This window comes from Anaerococcus lactolyticus ATCC 51172 (assembly GCF_000156575.1).
Classification (GTDB): Bacteria; Bacillota; Clostridia; order Tissierellales; family Peptoniphilaceae; genus Anaerococcus; species Anaerococcus lactolyticus.
Genome location: NZ_GG666057.1, coordinates 1 through 12,000 on the forward strand (window position 1 = coordinate 1; position 12,000 = coordinate 12,000).

At 38.1% G+C, this 12,000-nt stretch carries 11 protein-coding genes; 10 read left to right on the forward strand and 1 reads right to left on the reverse strand.

Features of this window, described 5'->3' with window-relative positions; genetic code table 11:
* The 10 genes from HMPREF0072_RS09975 to HMPREF0072_RS10020 all read left to right on the forward strand — a co-directional run.
* The coding region (locus tag HMPREF0072_RS09975; RefSeq protein ID WP_004830124.1) for a Gfo/Idh/MocA family protein at positions 1–998 on the forward strand (998 nt) is incomplete at its 5' end.
* A 940-nt stretch (positions 999–1,938) separates the two neighbouring features.
* Positions 1,939–2,928, forward strand: coding sequence for a PTS sugar transporter subunit IIB (locus HMPREF0072_RS09980; protein WP_037326321.1), 990 nt, complete (start codon positions 1,939–1,941; stop codon positions 2,926–2,928).
* An 8-nt stretch (positions 2,929–2,936) separates the two neighbouring features.
* Positions 2,937–3,752 (forward strand): PTS mannose/fructose/sorbose transporter subunit IIC, encoded by an 816-nt coding sequence (locus tag HMPREF0072_RS09985; protein ID WP_004830129.1) that lies wholly within the window; start codon positions 2,937–2,939, stop codon positions 3,750–3,752.
* Positions 3,753–3,761: 9 nt separating this feature from the next.
* Complete coding sequence (locus HMPREF0072_RS09990) at positions 3,762–4,694, forward strand: PTS system mannose/fructose/sorbose family transporter subunit IID (protein ID WP_004830131.1); 933 nt, start codon at positions 3,762–3,764, stop codon at positions 4,692–4,694.
* 1 nt (position 4,695) lies between these two features.
* The gene (locus HMPREF0072_RS09995; RefSeq protein WP_004830132.1) at positions 4,696–5,052 is read left to right on the forward strand and encodes a DUF956 family protein; all 357 of its coding nucleotides are present in this window, start codon (positions 4,696–4,698) and stop codon (positions 5,050–5,052) included.
* 160 nt (positions 5,053–5,212) lie between these two features.
* A complete protein-coding gene (gene fusA, locus HMPREF0072_RS10000) occupies positions 5,213–7,270 on the forward strand; it encodes an elongation factor G (protein ID WP_004830135.1) in 2,058 nt (685 codons plus the stop codon).
* A gap of 17 nt (positions 7,271–7,287) precedes the next feature.
* On the forward strand, positions 7,288–9,279 hold the full coding sequence (locus tag HMPREF0072_RS10005; protein ID WP_004830136.1) for an alpha-amylase family glycosyl hydrolase: 1,992 nt from the start codon (positions 7,288–7,290) through the stop codon (positions 9,277–9,279).
* Entirely contained in the window at positions 9,279–9,785 is a 507-nt protein-coding gene (locus HMPREF0072_RS10010; RefSeq protein WP_004830139.1) for a GDSL-type esterase/lipase family protein, read from the forward strand. Before HMPREF0072_RS10005 ends, HMPREF0072_RS10010 begins: the two co-directional genes overlap by 1 nt.
* Positions 9,786–10,661, forward strand: coding sequence for a mechanosensitive ion channel family protein (locus HMPREF0072_RS10015; RefSeq protein ID WP_004830142.1), 876 nt, complete (start codon positions 9,786–9,788; stop codon positions 10,659–10,661).
* The gene (locus tag HMPREF0072_RS10020; protein ID WP_004830143.1) at positions 10,639–10,863 is read left to right on the forward strand and encodes a DUF951 domain-containing protein; all 225 of its coding nucleotides are present in this window, start codon (positions 10,639–10,641) and stop codon (positions 10,861–10,863) included. Before HMPREF0072_RS10015 ends, HMPREF0072_RS10020 begins: the two co-directional genes overlap by 23 nt.
* 55 nt (positions 10,864–10,918) lie before the next feature.
* Here the strand turns inward: HMPREF0072_RS10020 and HMPREF0072_RS10025 are convergent, their stop codons facing one another.
* Positions 10,919–11,806 carry a fructose bisphosphate aldolase gene (locus tag HMPREF0072_RS10025; RefSeq protein WP_004830146.1) on the reverse strand — a complete coding sequence of 296 codons (888 nt, stop codon included), beginning with the start codon at positions 11,804–11,806 and terminating at the stop codon, positions 10,919–10,921.
* Positions 11,807–12,000 lie beyond the last annotated feature (194 nt).

The window sequence follows — 12,000 nt, forward strand, 5'->3', positions numbered from 1 at the left end:
GAAAAATGAAATTAGGAATAATAGGGGCTGGTATGATAGCCCAAGAAGTATTAGGATTTATAAAGGATGTATCAAACATTGAAGTCATCGCTATTGCAGCTACTCCAAGGAGCGAGGATAAGCTTAAGGACCTGTCAGAAAAGTATGGGATAAAATCTTACTACACCAATTATGAAAAATTACTTGCAAATCCAGAAGTCGAAGTAGTTTATGTGGCCCTTCCAAATAATCTTCACTACGAAGTCATGGATAAGGCCCTTGATGCTGATAAGGACATTATCTGCGAAAAGCCTTTTACAGCCAATGTAAACCAGGCACTTAAGATTTTCAAAAAAGCAGAAGCCAAGGGAAAAATAGTCCTAGAAGCCATATCAAATCGCTTTATCCCAAACGCAGTTAGGATCAAAGAGGAGATTAAAAAGCTTGGGAAAATTAAAATTGTTTCCTTCAACTACTCCCAATATTCATCCAGATATGATCGTTTCAAACAAGGCGACCTAGCGCCAGTTTTTTCTTTGGAAAATGCAGGTGGCGCTCTAATGGATCTCAATATTTATAACATCGACTATGTCATAAATTTATTTGGCAAACCAAAAGATGTGAGGTATTTTCCAAACATCGAAAAGTCAATTGATACATCAGGTGTATGCGTATTGGAATACGACGATTTCAAGGCAGTTTGTATAGGCGCTAAGGATAGTGCGGCAGGATTTTTAAACACAATCCAAGGTGAAGAAGGAACTATAGAAATTCCAGACACTGTAAGCACTGTAGGATCATATAGGATTAAAAGAACCCATGGCGACGACCAAACCTACAACGAAAATGAAGATAAATCCAGACTTTTCTATGAATTTGTTGAGTTTGAAAAAATTATAAGAGAAAGGGACATGGAAAGGGTAGAAAAACTAAAAGAAATCACTCTAAACACAGCCGAAACCCTAAACCAAGCGAGAATAGAAGTAGGAATATTTTTCCCAGCAGATACTGAGAATTAAAAAAACAAAATCAAGGCTAGTGAAAAAAATAACACAAAAGGTTTCTGTTTTTTGTGCTAATATGATATAATAAAAGTACTGATTTGTAATAAAAACAAGATAAAATTGAATAAAAAAATCTAAGAAAAAAGCTGAAATTAATTTTTAAAAAAGTTTCAAAGGAAAATTTATTGTAATTATTAATTGGAAAAAGAAGCAAAAAGAACCTCAAAGCGACTTTGCGAAGCAAAGAGCGAAAAACCAAGTTTTTTCTATATAGGCTTTATGAATTATTATTGCTTAGGTAATACAGGGTAAATATTATTTACGAGAAAAGATTTTTAATCCAGAAGTCCGTAAAAAATCGCTTGTTTGAGGCGAAGCCGAGTTTGCGATTTTTAGGACTTTGCAGATTAGAAATCTCTGTGAAGAATAGTTAACTCATACGAGGCCAATATCTATATCAATTGTTTGCCGCAGGCAAACTCCTTACTCCCCGAGAGGACATAAAAGCCCCTTGATTTGGGGCTTTTATGCCGAAAACGTAGTGCGGGAGCACGGAGGAGTTTGCGAAGCAAACGGGTTTTCGGTCGCCCGGAGGGGGTAGCCGAGAGGGGCATGGGGAGGCAGGTTGGGGAACGTGCGAAACGTTCCCCTGGGCTTCCCCATTTACGAAGATATTCAGAATAGGAAAATAATTTTCTAAAATATAAAGTTCCGAAGAAAAATAGTAAATAAAATAAGCATTTTAAATAATTCGGACATTTTAAATAATAAAAAAAGATTATCTAATATTTTAGTAAAAAAATGCAAAATCTTGGATTTTAAAAATAATTTTATATTGTATAAAAACAAATCAAACTAGCATAGGAATGCAAAAAAAATCGTGCTGCATTCCGGGAATGCAAAAAAACCAATAATATCTGGAGTTATTCCAGGAAATAAAGAAAGGAGAGATGTTATGGTAGGAATCATCCTTGCAAGCCATGGGGCTTTTGCTGAGGGGATCAAAGAGTCAGCTCAAATGATTTTTGGCGCTCAAGATAAGTTTGAAGCAGTTGTTCTTAAGCCTTCCATGGGTCCAGATGAATTTAGGGCAAACCTAGAAGCTGCTATTGCTAAAGTCGATGCAGAAGAAATCCTATTTTTATGTGACCTTTGGGGCGGCACACCTTTTAACCAATCTTCAGCTGTTTTTGACGGTCATGAAGATAAGTGGGCTATTGTTGCTGGTCTTAACCTTCCTATGGTAATCGAAGCTTTATCTGAAAGATTCACCGAAAGTTCTTCTCACGCTATTGCTAAGGTTATTATCAAGAGTGCTAAGGAAGGCATTAAGGGCAAACCTGATGATGTTAATCCAGTTTTGGAAGTGCCAGCGACCTCAAAGGATAAGGGTAAAAATGTTGGAGGCAGCATTCCAGAGGGAACAGTTCTTGGCGATGGCAAGATTAAAATCGGCCTAGCTAGGGTTGATACAAGGCTTCTTCATGGCCAAGTTGCAACTACTTGGACAAAGACAGTTGGTCCCGACAGGATTATTGTTGTATCAGATAAGGTTGCCCACGATGAGCTTCGTAAATCAATGATTATGGAGGCTGCTCCTCCAGGAGTTAAGGTTCACGTTATTCCAATCAAGAAGATGATTGAAATTGACAAGGACCCTCGTTTTGGTCTAACCAAGGCGCTTCTTTTATTTGAAACCCCACAAGACGTTCTAGAATACGTTGAAGGCGGCGGAGAAATTTCTGAAGTCAACCTCGGCTCTATGGCCCATTCTAAGGGAAAGGTTGTTGTGACAAATGCTCTTGCTATGGGTACTGACGATGTTAAAACCCTTGAGAAATTAAAGGCTAAGGGCATTAAGTTTGATGTTAGGAAGGTGCCAGCTGACAGGGCTGAGGACCTAGATAGCCTTCTTCAAAAAGCGAAATCTGAATTAAATATATAGGAGAGATTATGAATTTTATTAATATAGTTTTAATCGGCATAGTAGCTTTCCTTGCAGGTTGTGAAGGTATTTTGGATCAGTTCCAATTCCACCAACCAGTTGTTGCTTGTACCCTAATCGGTCTTGTAACAGGTCATCTTAAGGAAGGAATTATACTTGGCGGTTCACTTCAAATGATTGCCCTTGGTTGGGCAAACGTAGGTGCGGCAGTAGCTCCAGATGCTGCTTTGGCATCAGTAGCTTCAGCTATTATCATGGTTTTAGCCCTAGAAGGTGGTAGCGCCAATGCTACAGATGCAATTAACACATCTATTACTCTTGCAATCCCACTTTCTGTAGCAGGTTTATTCTTGACCATGCTTGCTAGAACTTTTGCTATTCCGATTGTTCACGGCATGGATGCAGCAGCTGAAGATGCTAACTTTGGCAAGATTGAAGCCTTATCATGGCTAGCAGTTGCTATGCAAGGTGTGCGTATCTTAGTTCCTGCCATAGCTCTTTGCTTCATCCCACCAGCAGTTGTAACAGAACAACTTAACAGGATGCCAGAATGGCTTACAGGTGGTATGGCAGTAGGTGGTGGTATGGTAGCAGCAGTAGGTTATGCAATGGTTATTAATATGATGAGCACAAAAGAAACTTGGCCATTCTTTGCCCTAGGTTTTGTTATTGCAGCCATTCCAAACCTAACCCTAATAGCTCTTGGTGTTATAGGTGTTGTTCTTGCAATGATTTATATGACCCTAAAGAGCCTTGCTACATCTAATCCAGGTGGAAATGCTGGTTCAGGCGACCCACTCGGCGATATAATCAATGATTATTAAGGAGAAGCTATGACAGATACATTAAATAATAAAAAAGTAGTTCTTTCAGATGCTACCCGCAAAAAAGTTTGGTGGCGTCACCAATTCCTTCAAGGTTCTTGGAACTACGAAAGAATGCAAAATGGTGGTTGGGCTTTCTCTATGATCCCAGCTATCAAAGAATTATATACAAAAAAAGAAGACCAAGTAGAAGCTCTTAAGAGACATTTAGAGTTTTACAACACCCACCCTTACGTTTCTAGCCCAGTTATGGGTGTGACCCTTGCTATGGAAGAAGAAAAAGCCAACGGTACTGCAATCGACGATGCAGCTATCCAAGGTGTAAAAGTTGGTATGATGGGACCTCTAGCAGGTGTAGGTGACCCAGTATTCTGGTTTACTCTTAGACCAATCCTAGGTGCTCTCGGTGCATCTATGGCCCTAACAGGTTCTCTTGTTGGTCCACTTATTTTCTTCATTGCATGGAATGCAATCAGGATGATATTTGAGTGGAAGACCCAAGAAATGGGCTACAAGGCAGGAAACCAAATCACCAAAGACCTTTCAGGTGGACTTTTAGGTAGGATTACCCTTATGGCATCCATCCTTGGTATGTTCATAATCGGTGCCCTAGTTCAAAGATGGGTATCAATTAAATTTGCCCTAGATGTTGCAAAAGTAACCCAACAACCAGGTTCTTATATTGATTGGGCAGCCCTACCAGCAGGCGCTGAAGGTATCCAACAAGCTCTAAAACAATTTTCAGCTATAGGACCAACAGCCCTTGACCAAGTTAAGGTAACCACACTTCAACAAAACTTAGACTCACTAATACCAGGTCTAGTTCCATTACTCCTAACCCTTGGTATTTGTAAGCTTTTAAAGAAAAACGTATCACCAATCACAATTATCCTAGCTCTTTTTGCTATAGGTATAGTTGCGAAATATTTCCACATTATGTAGTATGGTAGAAAGTCAAAACACCAAGATCGACTACCAAACAAAGGCAAATTACTTAGGAGGCCTCACCAGTCATGGTGACCTCCTAGTAGGTAATAAGGCCCTAGAATACTACAACGAGAGAAATGTGAGAGATTTTATTCAAATACCTTACACAGAAATAAAAATGGTAACAGCATCAGTAATTTTTAAGAAAAAGATTACACGATTTGCTATCCATACCAAGAAAGACGGCGACTTTATCTTTAATAGCTCTGACAACAAGGCTATCCTAAGAGCCCTAAACAAGTACCTACCGGATGAGAAACTCAGGAGGTCCTTGACTGTGTGGGACTATGTGAAAAATAAATTTAAAAAGTAAACTCCCGAGCCCAAGCGCTTTGGGAGTTTTATTTTGCGCACAAGTGAAAACATTTTCTTGAAAAGGTAGAAATTTTATGCGAAATATTATATAATATTATTATAAATATAAAAATGGACATTTTATTAACAATAGATATAAGTCCAGAAGGAGATATATTATGAAAAATTATAAGACATCTAATATTAGGAATTTAGCCTTGGTAGGGCATTCGGGTGCAGGTAAAACATCACTTACTGAAGCCCTTTTATTTAAGACCGGAGTTATAGATAAAAAAGGTAGGATAGAAAATGGAAATACTGTTTCTGACTACGAAAAACAAGAGAAGAAAAGACATATCTCTCTCCAAACTTCAATAATTCCAATAGAGTATAACGATTTTAAATTAAATTTCATAGATTCTCCAGGATTTTTTGACTTTGAAGGCGAAGTTCTTCAGTCTTTGAGGGCTGCTGAGAGTGCGCTTTTTGTTATAGACGGTGAAAAGGGAATCGAAGTAGGTACAGAAAAATATTGGAAATATACCCAAAAAATCAACCTCCCATCAATTATTTTTGTTAACAAACTAGATAAGGAAAACGCTAATTTTAATAAGGTTGTTTCTGATTTGCATATTGAGTTTGGTAAAAAGGTTACCCCACTTACTCTAATGCTTGGCGAAGGTGATAACTTTGAAGGTATCATCGACGTTATGGATAAAAAGGCTTATTCTTATGAAAATAACGAAAAGAAAGAGCTGGAAATCCCAGAAATCAGAATGGCAGAAGTGGAAGAAGTTTATAATAAAGTTATAGAAGCTGTTGCTGAATCTGATGATGCCCTTATGGAAAAATTCTTTGAAGGCGAAGAATTTAGTGAAGCAGAGATTAGAGAAGGTTTATCTAAAGCCATCCTTGAAGGCAAGGTTGTACCACTAATCGCAGGTTCAACCGAAAAGATGATTGGTCTAACTTCACTTCTAGATGTAATTTGTAAGTATATGCCATCAATAGATGACGAATCTGCAAATATTGGTTTTAGGGTTGCTGATGGTTATAAGGCTTTCGAAACTAAGGAAGATGCGCCATTCTCAGCTGTAGTTTTCAAAACTCTAGCAGATCCATTCCTTGGCAAAATTTCAATTTTCAAGGTAGTTAGTGGTTCTATTTCTAAAGATGATAAATTATTTAATGCTACAAAGGATGCTGAAGAAAAAATTTCTTCACTCTTCTTCCTAAGGGGCAATGAGCAAATCAAGGCTGACAAGGTTGTGGCAGGGGATATAGCTGCCTTTGCTAAGCTTGATAAGACCCAAACAGGCGATACTCTTTGCACTAAGGAAAATAAAATTGAGTATAAGAAGATTTCTTATCCAAAACCAGTTTTATTCTACGCAATCAAGGCTGTTAGCCGTGCTGATGAGGATAAGATTTCAGAGGCTCTTCAAAAACTAAATGAAGAAGACCCAACTTTTGCAAACGAAATGAACAGAGAAACAAGCCAACAAGTTCTTTCGGGTCTTGGCAATGTTCAGCTTGAAGTTTTGATGGATAAATTAAAAGATAATTATTCTGTAAATACAGAAATTATAGAATACAAGATTCCTTACAGGGAAACAATCAAGGGCAAGTCAGATGTCCAAGGTAGACATAAAAAGCAATCTGGTGGTGCTGGCCAATATGGTGATGTATTTATCAGATTTGAACCAAGTGAAGAAGACTTTGTTTTTGATGAAGAAGTATTCGGTGGCGCTGTGCCAAAGAATTATTTCCCAGCAGTAGAAAAGGGACTAGAAGAATCCCTAGCAGAAGGACCACTCGCAGGTTACAAGGTTACAGGTATTAAGGCAACCCTTTACGATGGTTCTTACCACCCAGTTGATTCTAATGAACAAGCCTTCAAAACAGCTGCAAGAATTGCCTTCAAGAAGGGCATTGAAGAAGCAGACCCAATTTTACTAGAACCTGTTATGAGTCTAGAAATCAATGTTCCAGACGAAAACATGGGCGATGTTATGGGTGATATGAACAAGAGACGTGGCAGGATTTTAGGTATGGAACCACAGGAAGATGGTAGCCAAGTAATCAAGGCTGAAGCTCCACTTGCAGAAGTTCTAACCTATGCCATCGACCTTAGAAGCCAAACATCTGCTAGGGGAACTTTCTCAATGGATTTTGTAAGATATGAAGAAGTTCCAAGAGAAATCACCCAAAAGGTTATAGAAAGTAAGAAAGAATAGAAATACAGGAGGCAGCAATGGCAAGGTGGGAAATATTAGATATAGACCCTTACTTAAGTGACTATGAAAATGATATAAATCTAAGAATGGATAGGCTAGAAGAACAAAAAAAGAATTTTTTAGCTGGTGGTAAATCACTTAAAGAATTTGCCAACGCTCATAATTATTACGGCTTTCACAAGGTTGATGGAGGCTGGATATATAGGGAATGGGCCCCAAATGCAAATGGACTCTACCTTATAGGCGACTTTAATAATTGGGATAAGCACTCCCACCCTCTAAGAAAAATTAACGGTGAAGACTGGGAAATTTTTGTTAAGGGGGTTAGGACTATCCCTCACAAGTCTAGGCTAAAAGTTCTTGTTGACGCAAATGGTGAAATCAAGGAAAGAATTCCTATTTTTGCCCGCAGGGTAGAAAGAAATGAAGACCTTGATTTTGCAGCAATTTTAGAGAATCCACGCAAAGATTTTGAGTGGACTGATAAGAAATTTAAAATAAATAACAAAGACCTTCTAATCTACGAAGCCCACATAGGCATGGCAGGTGAAGAAGGCAAGGTTTCGTCCTATAAAGAATTTGAAAAATATATCCTCCCAAGGATTAAGGCTGGTGGCTACAATACAGTTCAATTGATGGCTATAGCCGAACATCCTTACTACGCTTCCTTTGGTTACCAAGTGGCAAATTTCTTTGCTCCATCTTCTTGGTACGGGGAGAGCAAGGACCTTAAAAGCCTTATAAATACAGCCCACGAGATGGGGCTAAATGTGATAATGGACCTAGTCCATTCACATTCGGTAAAAAATACAGCCGAAGGTATTAATGAATTTGACGGAACAGACTACCAATTTTTCCACGCTGGAGATGAGGGCAACCACCCAGATTGGGATTCTAAACTTTTTGACTACCACAAGGGTGGAGTTGTTCACTTCCTGCTTTCAAATGTGAAATATTGGCTAGAAGAATTCCACTTTGATGGCTTCAGATTTGATGGAGTCACATCTATGATTTATAAAAACCACGGACGTGGCGAAGCCTTCGACTCTTATGCAAAATATTTTTCTATGAATACAGACATAGATGCCCTAAATTATTTGCAAATGGCAAATGAACTAATCAGAGAAGTAAAACCAAACGCTATTACCATAGCAGAAGATATGTCAGGTATGCCTGGCATGTGCCTACCTGTTAGCCAGGGTGGAATTGGCTTTGATTACAGGCTTGCTATGGGTATGCCAGATTTCTGGGAGAGGACCCTAAAGAGAGATGACCACGATTGGGATCTTTCAAATATGTGGTATGAGCTTACAACTCACAGGCCAAACGAAAAGAGAATTGGTTATGTTGAAAGCCATGATCAGGCCCTAGTTGGTTCGAAGACAACTATCTTCCAGCTAGCTGACGCTGAAATGTATGACTCTATGGCAATTGACATCCATAATTTTGAGATAGATCGTGCCATAGCCCTCCACAAGATGATTAGGTGGATTACAATTTCAGAAGGTGCTGACGGGTATTTAAACTTTATGGGCAATGAATTTGGTCACCCAGAGTGGATTGACTTCCCAAGAGAAGGCAACGGTTATTCCTACCACTACGCTCGTCGTCAGTGGTCCCTAAGAGATGCAGATTATCTGAAATACAAATTTTTGGCAGACTTTGACCAGGCTATGCTTGCCTTTGCCAAGGAAAACCACCAGTTAGGTAATGACACCTACAGGCTCTGGCTAGATAATGATAGGAAAATCATAGCCTTTAGGAATAAGGATATCGTATATCTTTTCAATTTCCACCCAACAAATTCCTACGAATCCTTCCACCTACCAATTCATGATATTGGGGAATTTAAGGTAGTGATGGATACTGACGAAGCAAGGTTTGGTGGCTTTGACAGGATTAGTCATGGAGTATCTTATTATACAGAAAGATTGCCAGGCACTGACTACGATGGAATCAAAATTTATATCCCATGTAGGACAGCCCTAGCTCTTAAAAAGGTCAAATAGTGAAAATAATATGTTTGGGAGATTCCTTCACTGAAGGATATCTCGTCGAAAATAAATCATATACCCGCTTTTTATCAAAGGCGGGTTTTGATGTTGTAAATCTTGGTGTAAATGGATCTACAACAGAAGAGATGTTAGATAGATATGAAGGTTATATTTTAACGGCAGACCCAGCCGACCTCTTAATTATCTTTGGAGGCACCAATGATTTTATGGTCGGCTATTCTGTAGATTTGGTTTTTAAAAACCTAAAAAGTATAGTGGACCTAGCTAAGGCAGGACAAATTCTTCTTGTAATCCCACCCTTCCTTGAAGAAGATGAGTATTACCCTATTTATGGGGAGATAAATGCGAAAATTGCAAGTCTAAAGGAAAAAATCAAAACGATGGGACTATCCTATATAGACGCAGACACTGTTGCTGGGCACTACCTTGATGGAATCCATCTTGCAAGCGACTTTCACGAGGGTCTTGCCAAAAAAATTATAGGAAAGATTGGAGAATAAATGGAAAATTTAGAAAACCAAGTATTGAAAGACCTTAATAAAAACCAAATGATGAGGGGCATTATTAAAAATGTACTAATTTCAAGACTCATAACTATTGGCCTTGCAATTCTTATAGGCTTCATCCTAATTAGACTTGCCAAAAAGGGTTTAAATAAGGTCTTAAATAAAAATCAAACTTCAAAAGTCGGCAACACTGCCAAAGTTGAGACTATCAGCAAACTTTTGTATTCTATAATTAAATATTCTATTATTTTTATAGTGACCAATATCATCTTGGATTCTGTAGGCATAAATACATCTTCCTTAATTGCAACAGCAGGGATAGGTGGTATCGCAATCGCCTTTGGATCTCAAACTATTATCCAAGATTTTATCATGGGAATTTTTATTGTAATTGACGACAGGATAAGGGTCGGAGATTGGGTAATAGCAGCAGGTTGCGAAGGCACAGTTGAGAAATTAAGTTTGAGGACAACTTTGATTAGAGATTTTAATGGATCTGTTCACATTATCCCAAATTCGCAAATAAAAAACGTTCAGAATTTTAATAGGGGCTATAACCTTGCTCAGGTGACTTTTTCCCTACCCTATGATGTAAGTCTCAAAGAAGCCAAGGAAATAATAAGTACTGTGGCTAGTAAACTTGGTCACGATCATGATTTTAAGGGGAAGATTATCGAAGGATTTAAATTTTTTGAAATCACATCTTTTGAACCTGTTGTCTACCTTGTCAAAATGACAGCGACAACAAAAGAAGGCTACCAATGGGCCTACCAAAGAGCTGCCCGTAGCCTGGTCAAAGAAGAAATGGAAAAGAGAAATATCAGGACGAATAAAGTGGAGTTAAAAAATGAAAAAATACAAGCTAAATGACATAATCACCCTCAAAAAGGGTCATCCCTGTGGTGAAAACCTCTGGCAAATCGAAAGGCTAGGCGCAGACATCAAATTAAAATGCCTCGGATGCGAGAAGGTAATATGGATGAAAAGACTTGACTTTGACAAAAAAATCAGAAAAATAAAAGATAAAGAAGGAAAAATGGTTGCCATAGTAAACTATGAACCAGAAGAATAAAAAACTCCTAGCTGAAAATCCAGCTAGGAGTTTTTATGTGCAAGATTAAAGGAACTTAAGAGATACTAGCCTCGTAAATTTCCTCAATTGACTTATCAAGTTTGTTAGTAAATTCTTCGTCAGTGTCATTGACATTAAGTCCTTGGGCAAGGGCTCTAGAGAAAGACGCAATAACATTCTTATTAGCCTTTAATTTTTCATTGGCCTCATCCCTAGAATAACCGCCAGAAAGTGCAACGATTCTTACAGTTTGAGGATAATCAAGGAGAACATCGTAGTGACCAGCCTCTTCTGGAAGGGTGAGTTTAAAGATAAACTTATAATCATCAGGTATATCCTTAAGCGCCTCAACCATATAAATGCTTAAGATATCTTCGATTTTAGCCTTATCTTTAGCGTGGATATCAACCTCAGGCTCGATAATTGGTACAAAACCAGCGCCGAAAATCTTCATCGCATAGTTAAATTGTTGGTCAACAACTTCCTTGATGGCCTCTTCGTTATATTCATAAATAACAGAGCGCATCTTGGTACCAAAAATATGACGGTCTTTCGCATTTTCTAAAAGCTCATCAAGATGGGCCATAGGTTTCATAAGGCAAACGCCATTAGACCTCTCAGCCAAACCCTCATCAACCTTAAGAATAGGCACAACACCCTTATCTTCCCAAAGATAATCAGCAGTATATTTACCATCAATCTTAGAATTCATAGTAACCTTAAACAAAATAGCAGCCAAAATCCTATCCTTATTGAAGGCCTTGTCACAAATAATTCTTTTTCTCATCTCATGAACAAGATTAAACATCTCTTCATCATTACTGTAAGAGTCCTTCATAACCCCATAAAGCTCCAATGCCTTTGGAGTAGAACCACCACTCTGATCAAGGGCAGCTATAAAACCCTTATCATTTTGCATCCTTTTTAATTGTTCAGAATTCATACTTACCTCCTTCTATACTTATACCCATGAAAAAGAAAAAATGATAAACATTATAAAAAATAAAGTAAAAAATAAGCACATAACATAGAAGAAAAATAGTAAATAAAAAGCGAGCTAATCTTAGCAATGAAAAAATTGAAAAAATATTTGACAAAGCAAAAAACAGATGTTATAGTATTGAATGTCGGCAAGAG

Coding starts and splice junctions, on each gene's coding strand:
- HMPREF0072_RS09990 (WP_004830131.1), top strand. CDS start 3,762: ATGACAGATACATTAAATAATAAAAAAGTAGTTCTTTCAGATGCTACC.
- HMPREF0072_RS09980 (WP_037326321.1), top strand. CDS start 1,939: ATGGTAGGAATCATCCTTGCAAGCCATGGGGCTTTTGCTGAGGGGATC.
- HMPREF0072_RS10005 (WP_004830136.1), top strand. CDS start 7,288: ATGGCAAGGTGGGAAATATTAGATATAGACCCTTACTTAAGTGACTAT.
- HMPREF0072_RS09985 (WP_004830129.1), top strand. CDS start 2,937: ATGAATTTTATTAATATAGTTTTAATCGGCATAGTAGCTTTCCTTGCA.
- fusA (WP_004830135.1), top strand. CDS start 5,213: ATGAAAAATTATAAGACATCTAATATTAGGAATTTAGCCTTGGTAGGG.
- HMPREF0072_RS10020 (WP_004830143.1), top strand. CDS start 10,639: ATGAAAAAATACAAGCTAAATGACATAATCACCCTCAAAAAGGGTCAT.
- HMPREF0072_RS10015 (WP_004830142.1), top strand. CDS start 9,786: ATGGAAAATTTAGAAAACCAAGTATTGAAAGACCTTAATAAAAACCAA.
- HMPREF0072_RS10025 (WP_004830146.1), bottom strand. CDS start 11,806: ATGAATTCTGAACAATTAAAAAGGATGCAAAATGATAAGGGTTTTATA.
- HMPREF0072_RS09995 (WP_004830132.1), top strand. CDS start 4,696: ATGGTAGAAAGTCAAAACACCAAGATCGACTACCAAACAAAGGCAAAT.